Raw genomic sequence first — 26,207 nt, forward strand, 5'->3', positions numbered from 1 at the left:
CCGCCGTCCCCGGTGGACGTCCTGCTCCGCGGAAGGGGACATGCCCGCCCGCGGGTGTGCAGGCGGGCATGCCGTTCATCGAGGTGCGGGCTAGCGCTGCCGCACCCGGCTGAGGAACCGTTCGGACCGCTCCCGGAGCTCGTCGACCTGGCGACGCACGACGACGGCGGGGTCGGGATGGATCTCGCCGGCAGGAGGCTCCCTGCGGACGTTCGAGGAGCAGATGAAGTCCGCGCAGATGAGGGTGCCGACGGTGTTGCCGTCGCGACCGGACCGGCCGGAACGTCGGGCGACCCAGAGGAGGACGTCCTCCTTCGAGAATACGTCCCGGCAGAGCTCGCAGAGCACGGACCGGTTCTTCCGGGCGCCGCTGTCGGGTGCCCGGAGGAGCATGCCGGACAGGCCCTGGGCGGTGGGGACCACGAGGTACCCGCGGAGCGGCATCTTCTCGTCCCGCCAGCCGAGGAAGTCGAGGTGGTCCCAGTCCAGGGTCTCGAGATTCTTGGGCGGTGTGAGCTTCGCGGTCTCGGATCGCGTGGCATTGATGAAGGAGGAGCGGATGTCCTTGATGGAAAGGGGTTGCATGGGAGAGTGCCTCAGCAGTCGGAGGATCGGAGTGATCGAGCTCTGCCGGCTGGAGGCATGCGAAGGAACCGTGCCGTGGGTGGGACGGCACCGTCGACCCGCTCTGGGCGGTGGATGCGGGAGTTCAACTGGAGGGGCTGTCCGCTGCATGCTGGAAGGCCGGCTGCGGCGCGGGCGCACAGCAGGCCGGAGCGGCCACCCCGCTTACCGCGATCCGGGCCCTGGCGGTCCGTAGCATGCTCATTCGTCCTTGCTCCCTGTACTTCGTGCGGGGCTATCCTCGCAGGAGGACGGCCGGACCGCAAAGCGGCGCCATCACGCACCGGTCATCGGTGGAGGGATGGGTTGCCCCATCCCTCCACCGCCGTGCGGCCGCCTCCGCGGGAGATGCGACCTACTGCTGCACCACGAGGTCGTCGAACGCCACCTTCACCGGTGCCACGGTCGCCGAACTGGAGAGGTAGGCGTCCACGGCCACCGATCCTGCCTTCTGCAGGACAGGCTCGGAGTCGGTCGACGTGAGCTGCCAGGCAGCAGGCTCCGCCGTCCCGACCTTCCACACCTTGGCCTGCACCGTCGCCGGGGCGGTACCCGACACCCGCACCCGCATGGAGTACGTGTCGGTCACGCTGAAGGTGAGGGGCACCGAAGCGCTCCCGAGGCGGGTCGTCGTACCGTTGACGGCCTTCTCCGTGATGAGCGACAGCCCACCGGTGCCGGACACCAGGAGCTTTCCCCGGTAGTCACCTGCTCCTGCGACGTTGCGGCCGATCACCGTCAGATGGAGGCCACCGCCGTTGGGCGCCTTGTCGAGCTTCGCGGTGAAGCGGGTGTCGGTGGTCAGCGACGAGACGCCGTCCAGTCGCGCGGTAGCACTCGAGGCTGCGGCCGCCAGGTTCAGCAGGCCCCTGCTTCCGTCGACCGAGTACTTGCCGGTGGATCCACCGACCGCCCAGGTCCCACCCGCCTCGGCGGTGCCCCAGCCTCCGGTGACGGTCCGGCTGAAGGTGTCCCGGGCGAGCTCACCCGCCGGTTGCCCCGCCGCTGTCACAGTCACGGCACGGGAAGCGGAGTTCGTCGCTCCGGCGTTGTCGGTCACCGTCAGCCTCACCGTGTACGTTCCCGCCGCGGCGTAGGTCTTCGAGGCCTTCGCCCCTGTACCCGTCGTCCCGTCACCGAAGTCCCAGGCGTAGGAGGCGATGGTGCCGTCGGCGTCGGTCGAGGTCGAACCGTCGAAGGACGCTGCCAGGCCGGTCGCGGTCTGCGTGAACGCTGCCGTGGGCGGGGTGTTCGCGGGCGGAGTCGCCGTGACCGTGACGGCCCTGGACGCCGTGTGGACGGCACCTGAGTTGTCGGTCACCGTCAGCTTCACGGTGTACGTGCCCGCCGCGGCGTAGGTTCTCGAAGCCTTCGCCCCTGCACCCGTGGTCCCATCACCGAAGTCCCAGGCGTAGGAGGCGATGGTGCCGTCGGCGTCGGTCGAGGTCGAACCGTCGAAGGACGCCGCCAGGCCGCTGACCGTCTCCGTGAACCGTGCCGTGGGAGGGGTGTTCTCCGCCGTGCCCGCCATGACGGTGACGCTCACGTTCTCCGAGCGGACCTCGTTGCCGAAGGGGTCGGTGGCGAAGATTCGATAGGTGTGCGTCGAGGACGGGACGAGACCCGAGTCCTCGAACGTCAGCACGGGCCGCTGCCAGAACTTCGACAGCTGCGAGACCGTGTGCACCGGGGTGGCAATCTGGCCGTCACGGATCACCCGATATGTGAGCTTCTCGTTGTCGAAGTCCCAGTTGGATGTCCACTGCACGGTGACCTTGCCGGCTGCCGTGGAGGTGAGCGTGGGGTTGGTCCCGGCACCGGTGACGGTGGGTCCCACCTTGTTCGGCGCGATGTTGCGGACCGCGAAGCGCACGAGGCCCTGCTGCCCCACGCCGTTCACCCGGGGGAACTCCCCGCCCAGCACCACGTAGTCGGAGGTGCCGGTGACCGTCCAGGCCGCCTGGCCCTGACCCGTGAACGTGCCGGCGGTCAGTCGCGGGAACCAGGTGAGGAGCGACGGGGCGGGATTGCCTTCGAAGTTGAAGTATCTCCCGACGCTGTTCCGCTTGACGGTTCCGGTCGTGCTCCTGCTGAACGCGATGGCGCGTTGCCAGTCCCGGGGGTTGGACTCCGGGAACCCGCCGATGTTCCCGCAGTAGTGGGCATGCCCCACGGTGTAGATGGTTTCACCGATGGGAGAGACGCCGTAGGAGTCGCCGTGGCAGTCCTCGACCCACTTCACGGACCCGTCCGACCAGTTCGCGGAGAACGTCCCCTCGAGGTTGCCACCTGCACCGAAGACGTAGCCGGTCCCGTAGACATTCGTGCCGTCGGTGGACAGCGAGGTGATGGCGGCATCCGCTCCCCCGTTACGGACCAGATCGTTCACCGCCCAGGGCCTCAGCGCGCCCGACGTCGCATCGATGGCGGCGAGTCCGTACCCGGGGTTCGCAGATCCGTTGAGGGTCGTGAAGCTGCCGCCCACGACGAGTTTCGTGCGGTCAGGGGACAGGACCATCGCCCAGACGTCCCCTCCTGCGGCCTGCGGATTCCAGCTGCGCAGCGCCCCGGTGCCGGCATCGACGGCAGCGAGCTTCGGCCGCGAGGTGGACCCCACAGCGGAGAACCAGCCGCCCAGGTAGACGGCGTCCGCCGTCGCCACGATCGCATCGACGCGCGAGTTGGGCGCCGGCTTGAAGGAGTTGATCACCGCACCGGTGGTCGGATCGAGTGCGGCGATCCGGGAGGCAGGTGCTCCGTTCACTGCCGTGAAGGCGCCTCCGACGTAGATCCGTGAACCGTCCGGTGACGCCGCGATGGAACGGGCCTGCGCGTTGAGGCTCGGGGCGAAGGACTGGATGAGCGCCCCCGTCCTGATGTCGTAGGCGAGGATGTGGTTGCGCGACACGGTGTTCGTTCCGGCTGCGGCCCCGGCCGGCCGGGCCGTGGTGAAGTTGCCGGCCGCATAGACGGTGTTGCCGATGATCACCTGCTGCCAGACGACGCCGTTGACCTGCACGGTGGGCAGCGGATCGGCCGACACCGTGGGCGGGTTCGCGGCAGTGATCGGATCGGGTGCCGTGTCCGCAGCGGCCATCGGGCCGGCGGCGACGGTCGCCACGACGGCGAAGGCACAGGCGGCTGCCATCGCAAGGGTCTTCCGGAGTACGCCGCGGTACCCCTGGCGCCCGGTGGCTTCGTCCTGCGATGCCACCGGCGGGATGCTGTGATTCATCATGGTGCCTCTCCTTGCAGTGGCACGGGGCCTTCGAAGGCCGCGACCGGTGAAACTGCCTGGTAGTGGAACAGGACGCGGACGGCTGTGCGCTGTTCCGGTGGGATCTGGAAGACGAAGACCCCCGAGACGGTCTGTCCGGGGGCGACATCGGCAGGGAAGGCAGTGGCTCCAGGGCCGCTCAGCTGACCGGCCGGGGATCGGTCGGTCCCTGCCTCGACATTCACGACTGCTTCCGCCAGGGAGACGGACTCCGTGGTGCTGTTGGTGATCTCGAGGGTGAACTGCACCGCGGGACCGTCCACCTCGCCGATGCCCCGGGCCTCGCCGTCGACGGCCTTCATCGCTGCCACCCTGGCAGCAACGCCCTCGGCGACATCGGCTGGTTCATCGAAGGTCTGCGGGGTGGCGACGGGCGGCGGCTCGTCGATGATCTTCCCGGTGGCGGTGGGCGGGGCGAAGGCGTCCGATCCCGGGTCGGGAGCAGCCGGCACCTCGGTGGCGGGAACCTCCGGGTCGGAGGACGTCGGGCCGGAGGACGTCGGCGTGGATGCGGGTCCGGTCGGTGCGGGTGGGTCCGCTTCGGATCCTGGTTCGGCGGGAGCGGATCCGGAAGCGCCGGACGGGGCGCTGGAGGGGCCTTCGATCTGCGCCGACCGGGTCGTCGGCTCGGGAGCCAGCGAACCAGCGGCGACGCCCCACCCGGTCAGGCCAAGCACAGTGATCAGGGCCGCAGCACCTGCGGCCCGTTGTCCCCTGGACATCCTCCCCGGCTTCCCGGGCTGGGAGGTCACGGCGTCGGCCCTTTCGCGGAGGAGGCGCTACAGGAGCCGGTGGCCGAGGGCTGCCGCCCGGCCTCCCCTGCACGGGTGACGGGCCCACGGTGGCGCGCCGGCCTGCTGCGTGTTCCGACGGGGGCGATCCGCAGTGACCGGCCCCGGAACGGCAGAGCATCCATCGCTTCCTCCTCAGGCAGGTTCATGAAACGCAGCGCGAGGGTCCCAACCTGTACTGACATCGACCTTACGAACCGCCGGCCCGTCCTACACGAGTAGGGCTTACGCGTCTTCACCGTCCGGAGTACGCAGGGCCACCGGGTCGCCCCGATCAAATACTGGCTCCGCTACCTAGGTCGGCGCCCGGGTACTGGTACGGCATCGATGCGTGGAGCGGGGGCATCGAGGAACGGGCATCGGTCGGGCGGCGATGCCCGTTCGCCCGGGAGTGCGCGCGACCGCTAGGACTCGAACTCGAACGAGCCGACGACCACCTCCGCCTCGCCGAGGTAGTCCGTCAGGCTGTGCTGCTCGAGCACTGCCGTGACCTCGATCGCGACATTCCCTCCACCCTGATCGAGGAGGTACAGACGCATCTCCACCGGGGCGCCGATGACGTGGTGCAGGGTGGAGACCCCGCCGCCGATGAGCACGGGGATCACGTGGGCGACGCGCATGAGGGGGCACGGGCTCCTCCAGTCGGCGCCCACCCTGAGATCGAGCGCCACACCGGACAGCCCGCCGACCGTCACGGGCACGTCGCGCGTGATCTGCAGCCCCGGAACGCTGCGATACCACGCTGCGAGCTCGGCGGCGCTCGTACCGATGCCGGGCTGCACCTCCTCCCCGCAGGGCGCTGGAGCGCGGATGTCCTGGTAGACGCCGATGTAGCTCCCGCCCCAGATGCATCCCGCCGGGTCCACGCTCCTGCTCAGCAGCAGATTGCCCGGCAGATCCTGACCGTTGGTCCACCCCGCGGGGACCGTGTACGAGCGTGCCGGCTCGAAGGACGTCGTCGAGTAGGTCCCCGCCGTCAGGGTGCCCAGGCAGACCCCGCCGTGCGGGTCCGGGCAGACGAAGGCTGCCGACTCCTCCGGTGGGTGGAGGGTGGCGCCTGCCGGTGTATCGGCACGGGCGGCGGCGGCGACCTCGCCGCGGCTGAGTGCCCGCGGCCAGGTCCGCACGTCGGCCACGGTGCCCGTGAAGAAGTCGGACGCCCGCCGATCGGCCTGGGCGCGACCGAACAGGAGCGGGCCTTTCGCCGCATAGACCGCGTCCGTGGCGATCCCCTGCTCGCTCACGGGGTATCCGTTGAGGAAGAACCGGGCGCGCCCGGCATCGGAATCGTAGACTCCCGCCAGATGCACCCACACGTCCGGTTCGACGTCCACCCGTGTTGCCCGGTCGCGATTGGTCACGAAACCACTCCCGTTGCCGTCCTCGGGCTTGACGGAGAAGGACCAGAACCCCTCGGCGATGCCCAGGAAGAATGATCCGGCGACGTCTCCTGCTTCGCTGAGGACGGCGGCGTACTCCCCGGGCCGCCCCGTCGGACGGGCCCAGGCACTCACCGAGAAGCTCGCGTCGGTGACGATCGGGCTGACCGTCCAGGTGCTGGCGTAGTCGCCCCCGCTCAGCTGCAATCCGGCGTCGGTCCATCGGGCGCCGCCTTCGGCGGACACGTCCACACCACCGACCGAGGCGTCCGGCCCCGTCATCGGCCAGACATTCTCCGCGCCGGTCTCCTCGGGCGCGGTGCAGGCGCCGACTGCGCCCGACAGAACGACGACGACCGTGGCCGCGACGACGCGGGTCCGGCGACGCAGGGGTGGCTGCGATCCCGGAAGGGCGGTGGCTCGCCTGGTACCCACCATGGATCCTCGTCCCGCAGTCATGAGATCCGGAGAAGCCGGTTGTCGACGCGCACGACGAGTCGGGCGCTGATGGGAGACCGCTCCCTGCGCCATCCTCCGTGGATGGTTGCAGGCCTCGAGGATACGCCCGGCGTGGTCGCGGACAAAGGGTCGGCGGCTCAGTCCTCGGGCAGCTGGCTCTCGAACATCCGGTAGTACCGTCCGCGCAGCGCGACGAGCTCCCGATGCGTGCCGGACTCCACCACGCGGCCGTCCTCGAGCATGTACACGACGTCAGCCTTCTCGATGGTGGCGAGCCGGTGGCTGATCGCGATGATCGTCCTCGAGCGGTCGGCGAAGAGCCGCGTGAAGATGCGGTGCTCGGCGAGCGCGTCGATGGCGGAGGTCGGCTCGTCCATCACGATGAACGGGGCGTCCCGGTAGAAGTTGCGGGCCATGGCGAGGCGCTGCCACTGCCCGCCCGAGAGTCCGCTGCCCTTCCGCCCGCGGGGGTCCTCCATCCAGTTGCTGACGTAGCTGTCGAAGCCGCTCGGCATCTTCTCGATGAACTCGGCGGCCTCCGCGTCCCGTGCCGCCCGGAGTACCCGCTCGTCGTCGCGGGGGTGGTGCACGTCGCCGAAGTAGATGTTGTTGGCGGCCGTGGCGAACTCGTAGCGCAGGAAGTCCTGGGACATGACCGCCAGGTGCTGGTGCCAGTCGTCGATGCCGATTCCGCGCAGGTCCCGTCCGTCGAGCAGCACCTCTCCCCTGCTGGGCCGGTACAGCCCGGCGAGCACCCGGATGAGCGTGGACTTCCCCGCACCGTTCTCCCCCACGATGGCCACGTGGGTGCCGCGGTCGAAGGACATGGAGATGCCCTTGAGCACCTCCACCTCGCCGCCCGCATAGGTGAAGTGGATGTCGCGGAGTTCGACGGCGGACGGCGCACCCTCCAGCCGGCCGGGAGCCCCGATGGACAGCGGGAAGTCCATGAACTGCTCGTAGTCCTTGAGGTTCGCGAGGTCCTCGTCGATGGAGCTGAGGGAGGACACGAGGTTGTTGGCCGTGCTCAGCGCCCGGCTGACGATCTGCTGGACGTAGAGGAACTGCCCCACGGGCTGTGCGCGGGCGATGATCTGACCCACGATCCAGACGAGGGCCAGCAGTTCGGCCCCGTACTGGAGGGCGTCCGCGAGCAGCTGCTTCGGGATGTACCGCTTCTGGAAGTCCAGCCGCCGCTTCTCGTCGGCGTCGCGCAGCGTCGAGCGCAGGTCCATGAGATACCGGACGATGCCGTAGAGCCGCATCTCGGCGATGTGCTGCGGCTTCATCAGGTTGGTCTCGATCATGCGGCGCTGCCGCCGGGAGTCCACCTGGGTGTTCCAGTGCGCCATCTGCTCCCGGGAGAGCCGGAACTGGAGATAGACGCTCGGGATGATCGCGATGAGCACGATCAGGGCGATCCACCAGCTGACCAGCAGCAGCGCCCCGATCGCGAGGACCACGGACACCAGTTGCGTGAAGATCGCCGCGATGCGGTCCAGCACCCGCGCGTAGGAGTCGGAGAAGCGGCGCGCCCGGTCGTAGAGGTCCACCGTCTCCTTGTCGTCGTACCGCCAGAACTCGAGCGCGAGGAAGCGCTCGTACATGCGGTCGCCCACGATCGCGCCGACCCGGAAGCTCAGGACCTGCTGGATGTAGCGGTCGATGCTCGTGAAGGCTCCCCAGAGCAGCCCGAGGACGGCCGTCACGACCACGTACACGACGGCGGACCGCCCGGCGCCGGGGTCGCCCGCATAGGCGGCGGCGAGCGCCGTCGTCGTCAGGGCCGCGAAGTACGTGGTGACCAGCGGCAGGACAGCGGAGATGAGCGAGCCTGCGACCTTCATCGCGACCGCGCCCGGTGACGCCTTCGCGCTGACCACCAGGACCTGCCCGACGGCACGGGCATACGGCCCGAGCCGGAGCTTGCGGCGGGCGGCGACCTCAGGCTGCGGGAGTCCGCTCATGCAGCATCGGCCTCCCGTCCGAGGTGCTCGGGATCGGGCGGCCGATACGACGCGAGGTGCTACTTGGAGCCGTAGTTGGGTGCCTCCACCGTCATCTGGATGTCGTGCGGGTGGGATTCCTTGAGACCGGCAGCCGTGATGCGGACGAACTTGCCCTTGGCCTTCAGTTCGGGGATGGTGCGAGCACCGGTGTAGAACATGGTCTGGCGGAGTCCGCCGACGAGCTGGTACGCCACGGACGCGAGGGGCCCGCGATACGCGACGCGGCCCTCGATGCCCTCGGGGATCAGCTTGTCGTCGCCGGTCACGTCGGCCTGGAAGTAACGGTCCTTGGAGTAGGACGTGTTCTTGCCGCGCGTCTGCATGGCACCGAGCGATCCCATGCCGCGGTAGGTCTTGAACTGCTTGCCGTTGACGAAGATCAGTTCGCCGGGCGCCTCGGCCGATCCTGCCAGGAGGGATCCGAGCATCACGGTGTCGGCGCCGGCCACGAGTGCCTTGCCGATGTCGCCGGAGTACTGGAGGCCGCCGTCGGCGATCACGGGCACGCCTGCGGGGATCGCCGCCTTCGCGGATTCGTAGATGGCCGTGACTTGCGGGACGCCGACGCCCGCGACGACGCGCGTGGTGCAGATGGATCCGGGTCCCACGCCCACCTTGATGCCGTCGGCGCCGGCGTCGATCAGTGCCTGCGCACCCTCGCGGGTTGCCGCCTGGCCGCCGATGATGTCCACGTGCGCCGCGGACTTCTCCGCCTTCAGGCGCGAGATCATCTCGAGCACGCCCGCACTGTGCCCGTTGGCGGTGTCGACGAAGAGGGCGTCCACGCCCGCCTCGACGAGGGTCATGGCGCGCTCCCAGCCGTCGCCGAAGAAGCCGATGGCCGCGCCGACGCGGAGGCGGCCGTCGTCGTCCTTCGTGGACAGCGGGTACTGCTCGGCCTTCGTGAAGTCCTTGACCGTGATGAGGCCGCGGAGGATGCCCTCGTCGTCGACGAGGGGGAGCTTCTCGATCTTGTTGCCGGCGAGGAGGTTGATGGCGTCGTCGCCGCTGATGCCCACGTGCCCCGTGACGAGCGGCATCTTCGTCATGACGTCGCGGACCAGGATGCGCGGGAAGTCACGCTCCAGCACGAAGCGCGTGTCGCGGTTGGTGACGATGCCGAGCAAGTGGCCGGTGCCGTCGACCACGGGCAGACCCGAGACCCGGTAGTGACCGCAGAGCTCGTCGAGTTCCTGCAGGGTGGCGTCGGGGCCGATGGTGAGCGGGTTGGTGATCATGCCCGACTCGCTGCGCTTCACCCGGTCCACCTGGTCCGCCTGGTCGGAGATGGACAGGTTGCGGTGGATCACGCCGAGGCCGCCCTGCCGCGCCATGGCGACGGCCATGCGCGACTCCGTGACGGTGTCCATCGCGGAGGAGAGCAATGGCGTCTTCACGGTGATGCGCTTGGAGATGCGCGACGACGTATCGGCCTCGGAGGGGATGACGTCGGTGTGGCCGGGCAGCAGGAGGACGTCGTCGTATGTGAGGCCGATGAATCCGAAGGGGTCGTGGGTCTCGTTCTGGCCGGACTGCTCGCTCACTGCTGCGCCTCTTTCGGTGTCGCCCGATGGGAGTGGGTTGGGGGCCTTCGGCGGGCTGCGCCGGCGGGCTCTGCCAGTCTAGAACGGATCGCAGGGGCGCCCTATTCCGGTGACACCACTCACGTCACCAGCCGAGCACGGCCCTCAGCCGCTGCTCGAACGCCGGCGCGGTGGTGGAGACGTAGGTCTTGGACAGGTGGTCCCGGTCCATGAACACGCGCACGTTGCCGACGACGCCGGAACACGTCGCCGAGGCGCAGACGAGGTCGGTGAGATCCAGGTGCTCGAGTCCCGGCACGCGGTCGGCCACGGCGGCCAGCGGCGACGACGGCGCCAGCACCTCGGCCAGGGGGACGTCGCAGGCCGAGGGGTCGGTGGCGTTGAGCGCCGTGCACTCGGCCATGTCGTCCTCGAAGCGGGGCGTGTCCCGCAGGCCGACGACGGGGATGCCGGCCGCGAGCAGGGGCGCGATCCCCTCCTCGAACCCGGCCGGGACCTCCTCCGCCGGCGAACTCCAGTCCGTCCGCGTGCCGACCGTCAGGACGGCGTCCGGCGCGAGTTCGAGCGCGTAGTCGCGGACCGCGTCGTTGAACGCCCGGCACTCGGGATCGACGGTGCTCGGAGCATCGACGAACCGGCAGCTGGGCCTGTGCACCGAGACGGCGAGCCAGTTGTTCTTCGTCGCCATGGCACCGAGCGCCGTCATCCACATCTGGGAATGGGAGTCGCCGAGCACCAGGATGGTCCGCTCCGCCGTCGCCTCGTCCCCCGTGCGGACGCACGAGGACAACCGGGGATCAGCGGGCATCAGGGCGTCCGGGCAGGGCCCGTCGACCTCCGCCCACTCGGCGCCGAGGCTGCTGGCCAGCGGCTTCACCAGGGCGTCCTCCGCTCCCCGGAACCGGAAGCCGGGCGCCAGGGCTGCGGCGCCCGGGTTGTCGTCGTCCGTCTGCTGCTGCACCGCCGCTTCCTGTGCCTGGACCCGGTACTCCCAACCCGAGAGGGGCACGGCCACGAGCGCGAGGGCCAGCGCCGCGACCAGGCCGGTCCGCCGTCGCTGCACGGTCGGCCACTGCCAGGCGCGCATCGGTTCCTCGACGAAGCGCATAGTGAGCACGGCCAGGACGAGCGAGGCCGCGATGACGATCCCGCCGTCGAGCATGCCGGCTCTCGGCTTGTCGGCGACGACGAGCCAGAGGACGAGGACGGGCCAGTGCCACAGGTACAGGGCGTAGGACACGTTGCCGAGCCGCAGGAGCGGCGCCGAGGACAACCAGCGGTCCACGCCCGCGGGACTGTCCGTGCGGCCCGCGACGAGCACGGCGGCGGCGGCGAGCGTGGGCCAGAGGGCGATGTAGCCCGGGAACTGCTGCTGCACCTGCAGGAGGACGCCGCACGCGAGCATCATGACCACGCCGGCCCAGCCCAGCACCACCCGGACCCGCGCCGGCACCACCAGATAGGGCAGGGCCAGCGCCACGAGCGAGCCGAGGGCGAATTCCCAGAGCCTGGCGCGGGTGTCGAAGTAGGCAGCCGCCTGGTCCGCGCCGGTCTGCCAGACGGAGAACGCGAGCGACAGCGCGAAGACGGCGCCGAACAGGACCAGGAGGACGGGCCGGGGCCGCAGCCGGGTGACCGCGACGAGGACGGCGGCGGACGCGAAGACGACCGGCCAGAGCAGGAACACCTGACCCTGGATGGACAGGGACCAGAAGTGCTGGAGCGGGCTGGCCGCGCTGGAGTCGAGCGCGTAGTAGTCGACGGCGTCGGCCGCGAGCTGCCAGTTCTGCCGGTAGGTCAGGGATGCCCAGGTCTGGTCGAACACGGATCGCCAGCGCGAGCCGGGCACGAGGACCGCGGTTGCCGCGAGGACGGACAGCAGGACCACGACGGCGGCCGGCAGGAGCCGCTTCAGCAGCCCCAGCCAGTAGGCGGCCAGGTCGAGGGGCTGCGCGGCCTCGAGGCGCCGGGTGAACGTGACGGTGAGGAGGAAGGCGGAGACGAGCAGGAAGACGTCCACACCCCCCGACACCCGCCCGAGCCACACGTGGTAGACGACCACCATGCCGACGGCCAGCGCCCGGAGTCCCTGGACCTCCGGCCGGAACCGGCGCTCATCCGGGCGGGCCGGCTGCTCCCCGAGGGCCACGGACGGCGGGGACTGCGAGGCGGTAACCATGCTGTTCCTCCTCGGAGGCCTGGGGATCGGGCGGACGCAAAATCCCAGTTTACCGTTTCGTGATCTTCGGCGATGCCGGTGCCCGGGGAGCCCGATCCGTCCGGTCGCCCGCGTAGCACGTACCCTAGAAGGAGTATCTCCCCGGGAACGCCGGGGACCACCCGAACGGAATCGCCGGGTCTGCCGGCCCCGACATACGTCCGAGGGCCGCCGCCCCGCCCCCGCATGAACGAGAGATAACTGATCTGTGAATAAGAGACCTGCCGCACTGAAAGCACCACGGGAACTGGCCAAGGGAGCCATGCGCATCGTCGCTCTCGGTGGTATCGGTGAGATCGGCAGAAACATGACCGTCTTCGAGTTCGAGGGCAAGCTGCTGATCGTGGACTGCGGTGTCCTGTTCCCCGAGGAGCACCAGCCCGGCGTCAACGTCATCCTGCCCGATTTCTCCTACATCCGGGACCGGCTCGACGACGTCGTCGCCGTCGTGCTCACGCACGGGCACGAGGACCACATCGGCGCCGTCCCGTACCTGCTCAAGGAACGCGCGGACATCCCCCTGGTCGGCTCGCGGCTCACGCTCGCCTTCATCGAGGCGAAGCTCAAGGAGCACCGCATCACCCCGAAGACGGTGCAGGTCAAGGAGGGCGACCGTCGGACCATGGGCGGCTTCGACCTCGAGTTCGTCGCCGTGAACCACTCCATCCCGGACAGCCTCGCCGTCGCCATCCGCACCGCGGCCGGCATGGTGCTGCACACAGGCGACTTCAAGATGGACCAGTTCCCCCTGGACCGCCGCATCACCGACCTCGGCGCCTTCGCACGCCTGGGCGCCGAGGGCGTGGACCTGTTCCTCACGGACTCCACCAACGCCGACGTCCCCGGGTTCACGACCTCGGAGAAGGATCTCGCGCCGGCGATCGACGCGGTCTTCCGCACCGCCCCCCGCCGCATCATCGTCTCGAGCTTCGCGAGCCACATCCACCGCATCCAGCAGATCATCGACACCGCACACCAGCACCGCCGCAAGGTGGCGTTCGTGGGCCGCTCGATGGTGCGCAACATGACCATCGCGGCGGACCTCGGCTACCTCAACATCCCGCAGGGCCTGCTCGTGGACTTCAAGAAGCTCGAGCGCAGCGACGACCACAAGGTGGTCCTCATCTGCACCGGCTCGCAGGGGGAGCCGATGGCGGCCCTCTCGCGCATGGCCAACAAGGACCACGCCATCCGCATCAGCGAGGGTGACACGGTGCTGCTGGCCAGTTCCCTCATCCCGGGCAACGAGAACGCCATCTACGGCATCATCAACGCGCTGACCGAGATCGGCGCCAACGTGGTGCACAAGGGCAACGCCAAGGTGCACGTCTCCGGGCACGCCAGCGCCGGTGAGCTCGCGTACTGCTACAACATCGTCAAGCCGCGCAACGTCATGCCGGTGCACGGCGAATGGCGCCACCTGCGGGCGAACTCGGAGATCGCCGTCGCCACCGGCGTCGACCCCCGCAACGTGGTCATCGCCCAGGACGGCGTGACGGTCGACCTCGTGCGCGGTCGCGCCACGCTCTCGGGCAAGGTGGAGGCCGGTCTCGTCTTCGTCGACGGCGACAGCGTCGGCGGGATCACCGAGGAGGACCTCCGTGAGCGCCGCCGCCTGGCCGAGGAGGGTGTCGTCACGGTCCTCGCGATCATCGATCCCGACAACGGGGACATCGTCGAGGCGCCGGAGTTCTTCACCAAGGGCTTCTCCTGCTCCGACGAGGACCTCGACAAGGCGGGCGCCGCCGTCGAGAAGGCACTGCGGGACTCCGCCTCCAACCGCCAGGGCGGCCGCCGCCAGGACCCGGAGGACATCATCGAGCGGGCCACGGCGAACTGGATGCGCCGGTACTACAACCGCCAGCCCGTGGTCTCGGCGATCGTCGTCGACGCCTGATCCCCAGCAGCACCCCGAAGGCCCCGGTACTCCCAGGAGTACTGGGGCCTTCGTCGTCCGGCCGCCCGACAGCGCCCGACAGAGCCCGCCGACCGTCCGTGCCCGACAGCGACCGCCGAACGTCCTGCTGTGCGGACCGGCCCACTGATCACGGCCCTCCGGTGGGCATGTCCGAGCATTCCCACCGGCGCGGGCCGATCGATGGGGACTCCCGTCGACACCGAGGCGCCACGGGCCCGCTGACACACAGCAGCACCCCGGCTCGGAGGAGCCGGGGTGCTGCTGTCGAACGGGACGGGCTCGGGGCCCAGGCGTCCTAGTGCGAGTGGCCGTGGCCCTCTTCGCCGTCGGACTCCTCGGGCTTCTCGACCACGAGGGTCTCGGTGGTGAGCACCAGCGCCGCGATGGAGGCGGCGTTGCGCAGTGCGGAGCGCGTCACCTTCACCGGGTCGATGATGCCCGCCTCCACGAGGTCCTCGTACTCGCCGGTCGCGGCGTTGAAGCCGTTCCCGACCTCGAGGTCGGAGACCTTCGCGACGACGACATAGCCCTCGTGTCCGGCGTTCTCGGCGATCCAGCGCAGCGGCTGGGCGAGGGCGCGGCGGACGAGTCCGACGGCGGTCGCCGCGTCGCCCTCGAGTGCGAGGACGTCGGGATCGGTGTCGAGTGCCTTGCCGGCGTGCACCAGCGCGGAACCGCCGCCGGCGACGATGCCCTCTTCGAGGGCTGCACGCGTCGAGGACACGGCGTCCTCGATGCGGTGCTTCTTCTCCTTGAGCTCGACCTCGGTGGCAGCGCCGACCTTGATGACGCCGATGCCGCCGGCGAGCTTCGCGAGGCGCTCCTGGAGTTTCTCACGGTCCCAGTCGGAGTCGGTGCGCTCCACCTCGGCGCGGATCTGCGCCACGCGGTCGGCGACGTCGGACTCGCTGCCGGTGCCGTCGACGATGGTGGTGGCGTCCTTGGTCACGGTGATGCGGCGTGCGGAGCCGAGCACCTCGAGGCCCACCTGGTCCAGCTTGAGGCCGAGGTCCGGCGAGACGACCTGCGCACCGGTGAGGGTGGCGATGTCCTGCATCATGGCCTTGCGGCGGTCACCGAACCCCGGGGCCTTGACGGCGACGACGTTCAGGGTGCCGCGGATCTTGTTGACCACGAGGGTGGAGAGCGCTTCGCCCTCGATGTCCTCGGCGATGATGAAGAGCGGCTTGCCGGCCTGCAGGGCCTTCTCGAGCAGCGGGAGGAACTCCTGCAGCGAGGAGATCTTGCCGGAGTTGATCAGGATGAGCGCATCCTCGAGGACGGCTTCCTGGCGCTCGGCATCGGTCACGAAGTAGGGCGAGAGGTAGCCCTTGTCGAACTGCATGCCCTCGGTGAGGACGAGCTCGGTCTGCGTGGTGGAGGACTCCTCGATGGTGATCACACCATCCTTGCCGACCTTGTCGAACGCCTCGGCGAGGAGGTCTCCGACCTCGGTGCTCTGGGCGGAGATGGACGCGACGCTGGCGGTCTGCTGGCCCACGACCTCGCGGGCGTTCTCCAGGAGGCGCTTGGCGACGGCCTCGACCGAGACCTCGATGCCGTGCTTGAGCTGGCCGGGTGCGGCTCCGGCGGCCACGTTGCGGAGGCCTTCCTTGACCAGTGCCTGCGCGAGGACGGTGGCGGTGGTGGTTCCGTCACCGGCGACGTCGTTCGTCTTGGTGGCGACTTCCTTGGCCAGCTGCGCGCCGAGGTTCTCGTAGGGGTCGTCGAGCTCGACCTCACGGGCGATCGTGACGCCGTCGTTCGTGATCGTGGGGGCGCCCCACTTCTTGTCGAGCACGACGTTGCGTCCGCGGGGGCCCAGCGTCACCTTGACGGTGTTCGCGAGCTTGTCCACGCCGGCCTCGAGGGCACGGCGGGCGGCGTCGTTGAATTCCAACTGCTTTGCCATTGTTGATTCCTTTCAGGCTTGTGCAGCGAGAAAAACCCCGGCCACTGCGGGCCGGGGCTTTCCAATCGGGGTACTACTTGACGACGACGGCGAGGACGTCGCGGGCGGACAGCACCAGGTATTCCTGGCCTCCGTGCTTGACTTCGGTTCCGCCGTACTTCGAGTAGATGACGATGTCGCCCTCGGCGACGTCGACGGGGACGCGGTTGCCGTTGTCGTCGACGCGACCCGGTCCGACTGCTACGACCTCGCCCTCCTGGGGCTTCTCCTTGGCCGTGTCCGGGATGACGAGGCCGGAAGCAGTGGTCTGCTCCGCTTCGAGGGGGCGGACAACAATGCGATCCTCAAGAGGCTTAATAGAGACCGACACTCGGGCTCTCCTTTGCGTTCGTTACCAATGGAATGTAGGCCGTCGGGTTGGCGTGAACCGTCGTCGCGGTGCCGGCGAACGCTTCCCTCGGGATTAGCACCCGCAGGGAGCGAGTGCCAACTCCGACTGTATGCAAGGGCTGGCACTCGGTCAAGGCGAGTGCCAGCGTTGACAGGCCGGAGGCGAAATGGTGACCGACGTCACTCCGAATAGGGCATGCTTCGGTTGCGTAATTCCCGAGCTTCCCTCTAGATTCGTGAAGGTAAGGCACCCCTTACTTCTACGACATCGGGCCGGGCCGGCCCCTTCCACTCGGAGTTCATCCCATGGCACACGTGCGCCTCGCCGTCCTTTCCGCAGCAGCTGCGGCCACCCTCGCCCTGACGGCCTGCGGTGGTTCCTCCGAAGCTGCCGACGAGCCGGCAGCGGCCTCGACCGTCTCGATCGAGCACGCACAGGGAACCACCGAGGTGCCCGTGGACCCCGAGACCGTCTTCACGTTCGACCTCGGCGCACTGGACACGCTGGACGCACTCGGCGTCGACGTCGCAGGCGTCCCGCAGGGCACGCTGCCCGAGCAGCTCTCGGCCTACGAGGGCGGCGACACCACGAACATCGGGTCCATGAAGGAGCCCGACTTCGAGGCCATCGCCGCCGCCGCACCGGACCTGATCATCATCTCGGGGCGCGTCGCGGACTCCTACGGCGAACTCTCGGAGATCGCGCCGACCATCGACCTCAGCGTGGACGCGACCGATCCCATCGCGAGCTTCACCGGGCACACCGAATCCCTCGGCCGCATCTTCGGCGCCGAGGACGAGGTCGCCGAGCGCCTGGACGCGCTCGACACCCGGATCGCCGAGACGAAGGAAGCGGCAGCATCCGCCGGCGACGGCCTGATCCTGCTGACCAGCGCGGGCGAGGTCACCGCCTACGGCACCGGGTCCCGCTTCGGCCTCATCCACGACGTGCTCGGCGTCGAGCCCGCAGCCGCGGTGAAGAACGAAGGCACGCACGGCGAGGCCGTCTCCTTCGAATACATCGCCGAGGTCAACCCGGCCCACCTGTTCGTCATCGACCGGGACGCCGCCGTCGGCGAGGCAGGCGCGGCCGGATCCGCCGTCCTGGACAACGAACTCGTCAACGGGACCGACGCAGCGAAGAACGACGCCATCACCTACCTCGACTCCGCGAGCTGGTACCTGATCGGCTACGGCCTGAACAACCTCGACGCCATGGTCTCCGCCGTCCACGAGGCCGTCGCGGCCTGATCCGCTCCGCCGTACCCACGGCCGGCGCCCCCATGGCAGCACTCTCCCTCCGGCCCCAGCGGGCCGCACAGCAGCACGGCTCCACCCGATCGCCGGCCCTCTGGCCGGCCGGCGGAGCCGTGCTGCTGCTTGCCGTCCTCAGCCTCTTCGTCGGAGTCTCGGAGGTCTCCCCCGCCGACCTGCTGGGCGGCGACCCCGATGTCTGGCAGACCTTCCTGGTGAGCCGGGTCCCCCGCACGCTGGCGATCATCCTGGCAGGCGTCGCCCTCAGCGTGGCCGGCTTCATCCTGCAGCTCATGGCCCGCAACCGGTTCGTGGAGCCCTCCACCGTCGGCACGGTGGAATCGGCCACGGCCGGGATCCTCGTCGCCACGCTGCTCCTGCCCGGTGCGCCGATCGTGGCGAAGATGGGAATCGCGGCCATCTTCGCTGTGGCCGGGACCGCACTCTTCCTGGCCGTCCTGCGGCGCATCCCGCTGCGGAACACCCTGATCGTCCCGCTCGTCGGGATCATGCTCGGCGGCGTCATCGCGGCGGTGACCACCTTCTTCGCCTACCGCTTCGACCTGCTCCAGACGCTCAACACCTGGATGATCGGGGACTTCTCCGGCCTCGTCCGCGGCCGCTACGAGCTGCTGTGGATCGTCGCCGTCCTCGCCGTCGTCGGCTACGTGTGCGCGGACCGCTTCACCGTGGCCGGCATGGGCGAGGAGTTCACCACCAACCTCGGGCTGGACTACCGGCGCACCATGAACCTCGGACTCGTGCTGGTCAGCCTGATCAGCGCCGTCGTGGTCGTGGTCGTGGGAGCCATCCCGTTCCTCGGGCTGATCGTCCCCAACCTCGTGTCACTGCTCATCGGGGACAACGTGCGCCGGTCCGTGCCCTGGATCGCCGTCTTCGGCGCAGGCTTCGTCCTCGCCTGCGACATCCTCGGGAGGATCATCCGCTTCCCCTACGAGGTGCCGGTCGGCGTGATCGTCTCCGTGGTCGGCAGCGCCCTGTTCATCGCCCTGCTCGTCCGGAGGACCGCCCGTGCGCGCTAGGACCACCGGCCTGCCCACCGCCGTCGTGCAGACCGGGCGGAAGCCCGCGAAGACCCTCCCGCCCGCCGCCTGGCTGGTGGTGCTCGGCATCGCCGCCGCCGCACTCATCGCGGCCTTCCTCCTCGTCGACCTCCAGGGGAACCTCGCCTACGTGCTGCCGCGGCGCCTGAACCGCGTCGGAGCCATGGTGCTGGTCGCCGCCGCCGTGGGCGTCTCCACCGTGCTGTTCCAGACCGTCACCGGCAATCGCATCCTGACGCCGTCCATCATGGGGCTGGATGCGCTCTACATCCTCATCCAGACCGTCCTCGCCTTCGCCCTCGGCGCCTCGACCCTCCTCACACTGGCCGCGCCCCTCCGCTTCGCCGTCGAGGTCACACTCCTGGTCGCCTTCTCCTGGCTGCTGTACCGGTGGCTCTTCACCGGTGGCGGGCACAGCCTCCACCTGCTGCTCCTTGTGGGGATCGTGTTCGGTGTCTTCTTCCGGGGTGCCTCGTCCCTGCTCCAGCGCCTGATGGATCCGAGTGAGTTCATCATCCTGCAGGACCTGTTCTTCGCGAGTTTCAACCGCGTGGACCCGATGCTCCTGCTGATCTCCGCGGTGGTCGTCGCCGGGCTCTGCGTACCCGCCTGGCGCCTGCGCCACCGCCTCGACGTCCTGGCCCTGGGCCGGGACACCGCGGTCGGGCTCGGGGTGGACCACCGGCGGACGGTGACGCTGGTCCTCGTGATCTGCTCGGTGCTCGTCGCCGTCTCCACGGCCCTCGTAGGACCGGCGACGTTCTTCGGCCTGCTCGTCTCCGCCCTCGCGTACCAGCTATGCAGCTCCTTCCGGCATGCGGTCGTGCTTCCCATCGCCGTGCTGCTCGGCGTGATCGCCCTCGTGGGCGGGCAGCTCGTCCTCGAGCAGGTCTTCGAGTTCGACACCGCGCTCAGCATCGTGATCGAGTTCACCGGCGGCATCGTCTTCCTCGCACTCCTCCTGAAAGGCCGTATCCGGTGATCACCATCGACCACGCCACCAAGCGCTACGGCAGCTCCACCGTGGTGGACGACGTCACCTGCACCATCCCGAGCGGGGGTGTCACCTCGATCATCGGACCCAACGGCGCCGGGAAGTCCACCCTCCTGTCGATGATGAGCCGGCTCCTCCCGCTCGACGCCGGCTCGGTCCGGGTGAACGGGCTGGACGTCAGCACGACGCCCGGTCCCGCCCTCGCGCGGACCCTGTCCATCCTGCGCCAGGAGAACCAGCTGACGGTCCGGCTCTCCGTGCGCGACCTCGTGGGGTTCGGCCGGTTCCCGCACAACAACGGCCGGCCCACCGTGGTCGACCGCGAGCACATCGACCGGGCGCTCGACTACCTCGACCTCACCGACCTGGCCGACCGGTTCGTGGACGAGCTCTCGGGCGGGCAGCGCCAGCGGGCGTTCATCGCCATGGTGCTGGCGCAGGACACCGACTACATCCTGCTCGACGAACCGCTCAACAACCTCGACATGAGGCATTCGGTGGACATGATGCGTCTGCTCCGCCGGCTCGTGGACGACCTCGGGAAGACCGTGGTGCTGGTGATCCACGACATCAATTTCGCCTCCTGCTACTCGGACACGATCGTGGCGATGCGCGACGGCGCGCTGATCCATTCGGGGACGCCGGAGGAGATCATGACACCGGAGGTGCTGCGGGACGTGTACGACGTGGACATCCAGGTGGAGCGGATCCGGGGCAACAGGATCGGCGTCTACTTCGCCTAGGCTGGCAGCATGGCTTCGGACAACATCGCGGACATCCTGACGCCCGAGGGCTGGGAGCTGCTGAACTCGCTCGGGCCCTACACCGAGGCCGACAGCCTGCGCCTCTCGGAGCAGCTGCGGAAGGCCGGCCACTCCCCCGAGGTGGTCGCCGCCGCCCTCACGCAGTCACGCCTGCGCGCGAAGGCGTCCGCGAAGTTCGGGCCGTTCGCTGAGCACATGGTGTTCACCTCGACCGGACTGGAGCAGGCCACGCGCCTGATGGTCGCGGCACGCCATGCGCAGCGCTTCGTCGACGCCGGGCTCGTGAGGGTCGCGGACCTCGGCTGCGGCCTCGGCGCGGACAGCATGGCCCTGGCCACCCTCGATCGCGAGGTCACCGCCGTCGAACTCGACGAGACCACCGCCGCGGCGGCGACCATGAACCTGCTGCCCTTCCCCAACGCGCGCGTCGTGAACGCCGACGCAGCATCCGTGGACATCGCGGACTACGACGGCGTGTGGCTCGATCCGGCACGCCGGACCACGACGACGTCGGGTACGTCGCGACTCTTCGACCCCGAGGCGTTCTCGCCTCCTCTGTCCTTCGTGCAGCGCCTGGCGGACGGCGGGACGCCCGTCGGCGTGAAGATGGGCCCCGGCATGCCGCACGGGGCGATCCCGTCGACGTGCGAGGCGCAGTGGATCTCCGTGGACGGGGACGTCACCGAGGTGGGCCTCTGGTTCAATGCGCTCCGCCGCGACGGCGTCCGGCGGGCTGCGCTGGTCATCGGTCCCCGCGGCGCCGCGGAGATGGTGTCGGGGGCGGAGTTCGGCGAGGGCCCCACCGCCGCGGTCGGCGAGCCCGGTGGCTACCTCTACGAGCCCGACGGCGCCGTGATCCGCGCCGAACTCGTGGCGGACCTCGCGGCGCAGCTCGACGGGCACCTGCTGGACCCGATGATCGCCTACATCTGCGCGCCGTCGTTCACCGACACTCCTTTCGCGCGCGCCTACCGCGTGCTGCAGGTACGGCCCTACAACGTGAAGGCGCTCAGGGCGTGGGTGCGCTCGGAAGGCATCGGCGTCCTCGACATCAAGAAGCGCGGCACGTCCGTGACGCCGGAGGAGGTGCGGAAGCAGCTGCTGACGGGATCGGGCAAGGGACGCAAGAAGGCCACTCTCGTGCTGACCCGCATCGGCGACGAACGGGTGGCGGTCGTCGTCGAGCCCGCCGGCCCGGCGTGACGGCAGGCCACACATCGGCCTTGCCCGCAACCGACCGTGCCGCGCACCGTCAGGGTGTCCGCGTTCCTAGACTCGGTGGGAGGACAGACGGATCGAGCGGGAGGCAGCAGATGGAGGACGGCACGGCGGAGACATCGGGAAGACGGCACGGCGTGCTCTTCGACGTCGACGGGACCCTCGTCGACTCGAACTACCAGCACACCCTCGCCTGGTGGCAGGCGTTCCGCCGGTTCGGCCACGACGTCCCCATGGCGGAGATCCACCGGGCCATCGGGATGGGCGGCGACAAACTCGTGGCGCACCTCCTCGGCGAGGACCGCGACGCCGACCAGGACGCCGAACTCGACGCGACGCACGGCGCGGTCTTCTCGACCTACTGGCCCGGCCTCCGCTCCTTCGAGGGAGCCGCGGACCTCCTGCGCCGCTGCGCCGACGACGGCCTCACGGTGGTCCTCGCGTCGTCCGCCTCCCAGCAGGAACTGGCCGTGCTGCGGGGGATCATCGGCGCCGACGAGGCGATCAGCGCCGCGACCAGCTCCTCCGACGCCGAGAACAGCAAGCCCTCCCCGGACATCCTCCGGGCGGCGCTCGACGCGGGCGGCCTGGATGCGGCAGACGCCGTGTTCGTGGGGGACTCGGTGTGGGACGTCCTCGCCGCCTCCGACCTGAAGATCCCCACGATCGGACTCGCCTCGGGCGGGACGAGCGAGGCCGAGCTGCGCGACGCCGGGGCGGTCGAGGTGTACAAGGACATCCGGGCGCTGCTCGACGCGTTCGACGACGGCGCGCTGCACAGGCTCGCGACCTCCTGAGGGCAGCGCGCGGGCGGGCACCCGGTGGGGCGGACCGGAGTCCGCACCCGCCCGCCTGCCGGCGCTAGTCCTCGCTGCTCAGGAGCCGCCGCCGGGCGCTCAGGAGCTCCACCTCCGGCCTCGCGGCGACGTATCGCTCCACGCGATCCAGCACGTCCACCAGGTGCTGCCGGTCGCCCCCGACCATGCCGACCCCGACGACGGCCCGGCGGTGCAGGTCCTGGTTGCCGACCTCGGCGACGGACACCTCGAACGTGCGGCGCAGGTCCGACACCAGCGGACGCACCACGGAGCGCTTGCCCTTCAGTGAATGCACGTCGCCGAGCAGGACGTCGAACTCGATGAACCCGATCCACATGGCGGTCCTCCTTGGGCTGGGCGCTACCCGGACTAGGCCGAATCACGCCAGACGACGATGGTCTCCAGGACCTGCACCGGACTCGGCAGTCCCCTGATCTGGGCCAGGACGAGCTCTGCGGCGGTGCTGCCGAGCAGGTCCGCGGGCTGCCTGACCGTGGACAGCTGCGGGCGGGTACGCAGCGCCCAGCTGCTGTCGTCGAAGCCGACGATCCCGACGTCGTCGGGCACTTTCCGTCCCGATTCCTGCAGGGCTGTCATGGCCCCCGCGGCGACGGCGTCGGACGCCGCGAAGACGCCGTCGATCTCGGGGCAGCGACGCAGCAGCTCCTGCATCCCCTCGAGGCCCGCCGCGTAGGTGTAGAGCGGGTACTCGACCACGAGCGAGGCGTCGAAGCGCCCGCCCAGGGCGTTCCGGAAACCGGTGAACCGGTCATGTCCCGAGTCCCGGTCCATCGCGCTGGCGATCATACCGATCCGCTTGCGGCCCGTCTCCACGAGCCGCCGCGTGATCGCCTGGGCCGCCGCCGCGTTGTCGATGGCGACGTACGGGAGGTCGGGAGTGCCGGGGGGATGCCCCACGAAGGCCGCCGGCACACCGATGTCCCGCACCGCCGACGCGATGGGGTCCGACGCCCGGGCGGAGACGATCACCGCACCGTCCACCAGCCCGCCCCGGAGATAGTCGGCGACCCTGCGGCTGTCCCGGTCCGAGTCGATGATGAGCGAGACGAGCTGGTAGTCGGCCTTCGAGAGCACGGCGTTGGCGCCGAGGAGGATGGAGCCGATGTTCGGGTCCTCGAACAGGAGCGAGTGCGGCTCGTGGATGATCAGGGCGATCGCCCGGGATTCCTGGGTCACGAGGTTCCTCGCGGCCGAATTGCGCACGTATCCCACCTGGGCGATGGCTTCCTCGACGGCTGTCCGCGCCTCGTCCGACACGTAGCGTTCGCCGTTGACGACCCGGGAGACGGTGCCCCGGGAGAGCCCCGCGGCGCTCGCGACGTCGTTGATCGTCGCCCGGCGGTTACGGGTGCGAGGGGGCATATCTGTACTGTAGCCGAGCCTCTCCGGGCCATCGGCGCGGAAAGGGCGTAGGGTGAAGGCAGTTGTCTAGAAGAAGGCGGCTGCCCCCGGTTCTTCTCTTCGTTCCCCCGGTGCTACCGCCGGGCACGCAACAGCAGAGCACCATCCCCGATAGGGGGAGTGCATCATGAGCAACCACGAAGCCCTTCTTCCACAGCCGCTCGCAGGCGGTGCAGCATCCCGACCTGCGCCCACGTCCAGTCCACGCCCCGGCACGCGCCGCGCTGTCCTGACGACGTAACCCCTTCCCGCGGGCTCTCCAGCGCCCTGACGCGGTGACTGCGCACCTCGCACTCCCGCACCCGATCGCTCCCGATCACATCACGCTCGGGCGGTCCCCTCCGCCGGCCCATCCTGCACCGGCACTGCTCTCCAGACACTGCAAAGGATCACCACCATGACGCAGCACATCGAAGAATTCCTCCAGGAATGCACCACCGTCACCGCCGACGGCTCCCTCGCATCCCTCGATGAGGTCGAGGGCCTCTACCTCTACTGGTCCTCCCTGCGAGCCGTGGCCACCTCGGACGGGACGGACGACGCGGACCCGACGGATACCAGCGCCGTCCTCGACGCCCTCCGGTCCCGCGGAGTGGAACCGGCCCGGCGCGACGGCGTAGATTATCTCGAAGGGCTCGTCCTCACCGGCCCGGTGATGACCGACTTCATCCTGTCCTGCGACTTCACCGGCGCCTGGGGCCACCCGGACGTCCGGGAGCTGGAGCCGGCGGGAGACGTCGCCGCAGCGTCGTAACACCCGAGGAGGTGCCGTGGGCAGGAAGGTCGCAGGGTCCCGCAGCACCCCCGCACTAGCCGCCCTCACCGCGGCCGGCATCCCCTTCACCGCCCGGCCCTACCAGCACGACGAGGGCGTCTCCTCCTACGGGCTGGAAGCCGCCGCCGCCCTGGGAGTCCCACCCGAGCGGGTGTTCAAGACGCTCATGACGAGCGTCGACGGCACCCTCGTCGCCGCGGTCGTGCCCGTCAGCGGATCCCTGGACCTCAAGGCGCTGGCCGTCGCGCTCGGCAAGCGGAAGGCCGCGATGGCCGATCCCGCACTGGCCCAGCGGCGGACGGGCTACGTGCTGGGCGGGATCTCCCCCATCGGGCAGCGGCAGCCCTCCCCCGTCGTGATCGACCGGTCGGCCCACGACCATCCGACGGTGTTCGTGTCCGGGGGCCAGCGCGGCTTGGACATCGAGCTGGCGCCCGCCGATCTCATGTCCGCCACGAACGCCCTGTCGGCACCCATCGCAGGACCCTAGCGCGCAGATCTCCGTGCGCTCCTATGCGCCGATCGGCACGGCTCCGCCCGAGACCGTCACGCCGCCCGTGCGGGGTATGCCGACGGTGATGACGGAGGGACGGCCGACGTCGGCTCCCTGGTGCACAGTGAGGGTCGCCGGCGGCGTGACCTCGCCCCGTGCCCGCAGGTAGGCGCCCAGGGATGCCGCCGCGGACCCGGTCGCAGGGTCCTCGCGGATCCCGCCGGGAGGGAATGGATTGCGGGCCTCGAAGACCGCGGGGCCGAGCCGGTGCACGACGGCGACGGTCGCATTCCATCCCTGCGTGGCCATGAGCCGCTTGAGCCCGTCGTAGTCGTAGTCGAGGCTCCTCAGGACGGCGGCATTGCGCACGGGCACGATCGGATGGATGTTCCCCGCGAAGGACAGCATCACGGGCAGGTCAGGGGCCAGGTCGTCCTCGCCCAGGCGCAGGTGGCGCAGCAGGTCCGTGCGGACGGCGGGCGCGATGACCTCGACCCGCGGCTCGACGGTCACGAGGGACGCGACGAACCGGCCGGACACGTTCCTGCTGTCGACGCCGAGCGTGCCGACCGGCGTCGACAGGAGCAGGGTCCCTGCCCCCTCGCGTTCCGCGAGCGCGACTCCGGTGGCGATCGTCGCGTGGCCGCAGAACGGGATCTCGGCCTCGGGTGCGAAGTAGCGGATCGTGGCCGCGCCGTCGGACCGCTCCGAGATGAAGGCGCTTTCCGCATAGCCCAGGCGGGCGGCGATGGCCTGCATCTCCTCGGGCGTCAGGCCGTCGGCGTCGAGGACCACCCCGGCGGGGTTCCCGCCGTCGGCGCGGTCGGTGAAGGCTGCGTAGCGGAGGATCTCCATGCTGCGATGCTAGTGGCAGCCGGGCGGGG

General features: G+C 69.7%; 21 protein-coding genes. 9 read left to right on the forward strand and 12 right to left on the reverse strand.

Features of this window, described 5'->3' with window-relative positions; translation table 11 throughout:
- Positions 1 to 90: 90 nt before the first annotated feature.
- The 7 genes from AC0Z9V_RS05835 to AC0Z9V_RS05865 all read right to left on the reverse strand — a co-directional run bounded on the left by AC0Z9V_RS05835 (position 91) and on the right by AC0Z9V_RS05865 (position 12,262).
- Positions 91 to 585, reverse strand: a complete 495-nt coding sequence (locus AC0Z9V_RS05835; protein ID WP_485140993.1) for an FBP domain-containing protein — start codon at positions 583 to 585, stop codon at positions 91 to 93.
- A gap of 394 nt (positions 586 to 979) precedes the next feature.
- Complete coding sequence (locus AC0Z9V_RS05840; protein ID WP_485140994.1) at positions 980 to 3,862, reverse strand: PKD domain-containing protein; 2,883 nt, start codon at positions 3,860 to 3,862, stop codon at positions 980 to 982.
- Positions 3,859 to 4,653: a DUF4352 domain-containing protein gene (locus tag AC0Z9V_RS05845; RefSeq protein WP_459267112.1), complete on the reverse strand. Its 795-nt coding sequence runs from the start codon at positions 4,651 to 4,653 to the stop codon at positions 3,859 to 3,861. Before AC0Z9V_RS05845 ends, AC0Z9V_RS05840 begins: the two co-directional genes overlap by 4 nt.
- 443 nt (positions 4,654 to 5,096) lie before the next feature.
- Positions 5,097 to 6,506 (reverse strand): LamG domain-containing protein, encoded by a 1,410-nt coding sequence (locus AC0Z9V_RS05850; RefSeq protein WP_485140995.1) that lies wholly within the window; start codon positions 6,504 to 6,506, stop codon positions 5,097 to 5,099.
- Between the two features lie 161 nt (positions 6,507 to 6,667).
- Complete coding sequence (locus tag AC0Z9V_RS05855) at positions 6,668 to 8,497, reverse strand: ABC transporter ATP-binding protein (protein ID WP_485140996.1); 1,830 nt, start codon at positions 8,495 to 8,497, stop codon at positions 6,668 to 6,670.
- Between the two features lie 59 nt (positions 8,498 to 8,556).
- Positions 8,557 to 10,083 carry an IMP dehydrogenase gene (gene guaB, locus AC0Z9V_RS05860; protein WP_208738960.1) on the reverse strand — a complete coding sequence of 509 codons (1,527 nt, stop codon included), beginning with the start codon at positions 10,081 to 10,083 and terminating at the stop codon, positions 8,557 to 8,559.
- Positions 10,084 to 10,207: 124 nt separating this feature from the next.
- Positions 10,208 to 12,262 carry an acyltransferase family protein gene (locus tag AC0Z9V_RS05865; protein ID WP_485140997.1) on the reverse strand — a complete coding sequence of 685 codons (2,055 nt, stop codon included), beginning with the start codon at positions 12,260 to 12,262 and terminating at the stop codon, positions 10,208 to 10,210.
- 301 nt (positions 12,263 to 12,563) lie between these two features.
- On the opposite strand from AC0Z9V_RS05865, the gene AC0Z9V_RS05870 reads away from it, so the two are divergent.
- A complete protein-coding gene (locus tag AC0Z9V_RS05870; RefSeq protein WP_459286962.1) occupies positions 12,564 to 14,198 on the forward strand; it encodes a ribonuclease J in 1,635 nt (544 codons plus the stop codon).
- A 316-nt stretch (positions 14,199 to 14,514) separates the two neighbouring features.
- On the opposite strand, the gene groL is transcribed toward AC0Z9V_RS05870, so the two are convergent.
- Together groL and groES are read right to left on the reverse strand one after the other, a co-directional pair.
- Positions 14,515 to 16,131 (reverse strand): chaperonin GroEL, encoded by a 1,617-nt coding sequence (groL, locus tag AC0Z9V_RS05875; protein ID WP_208738963.1) that lies wholly within the window; start codon positions 16,129 to 16,131, stop codon positions 14,515 to 14,517.
- Positions 16,132 to 16,204: 73 nt separating this feature from the next.
- Positions 16,205 to 16,501, reverse strand: coding sequence for a co-chaperone GroES (gene groES, locus AC0Z9V_RS05880; protein WP_055768411.1), 297 nt, complete (start codon positions 16,499 to 16,501; stop codon positions 16,205 to 16,207).
- A gap of 326 nt (positions 16,502 to 16,827) precedes the next feature.
- On the opposite strand from groES, the gene AC0Z9V_RS05885 reads away from it, so the two are divergent.
- The 6 genes from AC0Z9V_RS05885 to AC0Z9V_RS05910 all read left to right on the forward strand — a co-directional run bounded on the left by AC0Z9V_RS05885 (position 16,828) and on the right by AC0Z9V_RS05910 (position 22,612).
- On the forward strand, positions 16,828 to 17,772 hold the full coding sequence (locus tag AC0Z9V_RS05885; protein WP_485140998.1) for a siderophore ABC transporter substrate-binding protein: 945 nt from the start codon (positions 16,828 to 16,830) through the stop codon (positions 17,770 to 17,772).
- A gap of 32 nt (positions 17,773 to 17,804) precedes the next feature.
- Positions 17,805 to 18,818, forward strand: a complete 1,014-nt coding sequence (locus AC0Z9V_RS05890) for an ABC transporter permease (protein WP_485140999.1) — start codon at positions 17,805 to 17,807, stop codon at positions 18,816 to 18,818.
- The gene (locus AC0Z9V_RS05895) at positions 18,808 to 19,821 is read left to right on the forward strand and encodes an iron chelate uptake ABC transporter family permease subunit (RefSeq protein WP_485141000.1); all 1,014 of its coding nucleotides are present in this window, start codon (positions 18,808 to 18,810) and stop codon (positions 19,819 to 19,821) included. Before AC0Z9V_RS05890 ends, AC0Z9V_RS05895 begins: the two co-directional genes overlap by 11 nt.
- Positions 19,818 to 20,576 (forward strand): ATP-binding cassette domain-containing protein, encoded by a 759-nt coding sequence (locus tag AC0Z9V_RS05900; RefSeq protein WP_133082513.1) that lies wholly within the window; start codon positions 19,818 to 19,820, stop codon positions 20,574 to 20,576. The genes AC0Z9V_RS05895 and AC0Z9V_RS05900 overlap by 4 nt, the downstream gene beginning before the upstream one ends.
- A 9-nt stretch (positions 20,577 to 20,585) precedes the next feature.
- The gene (locus AC0Z9V_RS05905; RefSeq protein ID WP_485141001.1) at positions 20,586 to 21,800 is read left to right on the forward strand and encodes a class I SAM-dependent methyltransferase; all 1,215 of its coding nucleotides are present in this window, start codon (positions 20,586 to 20,588) and stop codon (positions 21,798 to 21,800) included.
- A 110-nt stretch (positions 21,801 to 21,910) separates the two neighbouring features.
- Positions 21,911 to 22,612 carry an HAD family hydrolase gene (locus tag AC0Z9V_RS05910; RefSeq protein WP_485141002.1) on the forward strand — a complete coding sequence of 234 codons (702 nt, stop codon included), beginning with the start codon at positions 21,911 to 21,913 and terminating at the stop codon, positions 22,610 to 22,612.
- Between the two features lie 64 nt (positions 22,613 to 22,676).
- Here AC0Z9V_RS05910 and AC0Z9V_RS05915 read toward each other — a convergent pair whose 3' ends face one another.
- The gene (locus tag AC0Z9V_RS05915) at positions 22,677 to 22,970 is read right to left on the reverse strand and encodes a DUF503 domain-containing protein (protein WP_208738968.1); all 294 of its coding nucleotides are present in this window, start codon (positions 22,968 to 22,970) and stop codon (positions 22,677 to 22,679) included.
- 32 nt (positions 22,971 to 23,002) lie between these two features.
- A complete protein-coding gene (locus AC0Z9V_RS05920) occupies positions 23,003 to 24,016 on the reverse strand; it encodes a LacI family DNA-binding transcriptional regulator (protein WP_485141003.1) in 1,014 nt (337 codons plus the stop codon).
- 436 nt (positions 24,017 to 24,452) lie between these two features.
- On the opposite strand from AC0Z9V_RS05920, the gene AC0Z9V_RS05925 reads away from it, so the two are divergent.
- Positions 24,453 to 24,809 carry a hypothetical protein gene (locus AC0Z9V_RS05925; protein WP_485141004.1) on the forward strand — a complete coding sequence of 119 codons (357 nt, stop codon included), beginning with the start codon at positions 24,453 to 24,455 and terminating at the stop codon, positions 24,807 to 24,809.
- 16 nt (positions 24,810 to 24,825) lie between these two features.
- Positions 24,826 to 25,320, forward strand: a complete 495-nt coding sequence (gene ybaK / locus AC0Z9V_RS05930) for a Cys-tRNA(Pro) deacylase (RefSeq protein ID WP_208738970.1) — start codon at positions 24,826 to 24,828, stop codon at positions 25,318 to 25,320.
- A gap of 21 nt (positions 25,321 to 25,341) precedes the next feature.
- Here ybaK and AC0Z9V_RS05935 read toward each other — a convergent pair whose 3' ends face one another.
- Positions 25,342 to 26,178, reverse strand: a complete 837-nt coding sequence (locus tag AC0Z9V_RS05935; protein WP_485141005.1) for a PhzF family phenazine biosynthesis protein — start codon at positions 26,176 to 26,178, stop codon at positions 25,342 to 25,344.
- Positions 26,179 to 26,207: the final 29 nt, after the last annotated feature.

The organism is Arthrobacter sp. UYP4, assembly GCF_057291175.1.

Coding starts and splice junctions, on each gene's coding strand:
- AC0Z9V_RS05840 (WP_485140994.1), bottom strand. CDS start 3,862: ATGATGAATCACAGCATCCCGCCGGTGGCATCGCAGGACGAAGCCACC.
- AC0Z9V_RS05905 (WP_485141001.1), top strand. CDS start 20,586: ATGGCTTCGGACAACATCGCGGACATCCTGACGCCCGAGGGCTGGGAG.
- groL (WP_208738963.1), bottom strand. CDS start 16,131: ATGGCAAAGCAGTTGGAATTCAACGACGCCGCCCGCCGTGCCCTCGAG.
- AC0Z9V_RS05925 (WP_485141004.1), top strand. CDS start 24,453: ATGACGCAGCACATCGAAGAATTCCTCCAGGAATGCACCACCGTCACC.
- AC0Z9V_RS05865 (WP_485140997.1), bottom strand. CDS start 12,262: ATGGTTACCGCCTCGCAGTCCCCGCCGTCCGTGGCCCTCGGGGAGCAG.
- AC0Z9V_RS05935 (WP_485141005.1), bottom strand. CDS start 26,178: ATGGAGATCCTCCGCTACGCAGCCTTCACCGACCGCGCCGACGGCGGG.
- AC0Z9V_RS05915 (WP_208738968.1), bottom strand. CDS start 22,970: ATGTGGATCGGGTTCATCGAGTTCGACGTCCTGCTCGGCGACGTGCAT.
- AC0Z9V_RS05920 (WP_485141003.1), bottom strand. CDS start 24,016: ATGCCCCCTCGCACCCGTAACCGCCGGGCGACGATCAACGACGTCGCG.
- AC0Z9V_RS05885 (WP_485140998.1), top strand. CDS start 16,828: ATGGCACACGTGCGCCTCGCCGTCCTTTCCGCAGCAGCTGCGGCCACC.
- AC0Z9V_RS05870 (WP_459286962.1), top strand. CDS start 12,564: ATGCGCATCGTCGCTCTCGGTGGTATCGGTGAGATCGGCAGAAACATG.
- AC0Z9V_RS05855 (WP_485140996.1), bottom strand. CDS start 8,497: ATGAGCGGACTCCCGCAGCCTGAGGTCGCCGCCCGCCGCAAGCTCCGG.
- AC0Z9V_RS05910 (WP_485141002.1), top strand. CDS start 21,911: ATGGAGGACGGCACGGCGGAGACATCGGGAAGACGGCACGGCGTGCTC.
- AC0Z9V_RS05835 (WP_485140993.1), bottom strand. CDS start 585: ATGCAACCCCTTTCCATCAAGGACATCCGCTCCTCCTTCATCAATGCC.
- AC0Z9V_RS05890 (WP_485140999.1), top strand. CDS start 17,805: ATGGCAGCACTCTCCCTCCGGCCCCAGCGGGCCGCACAGCAGCACGGC.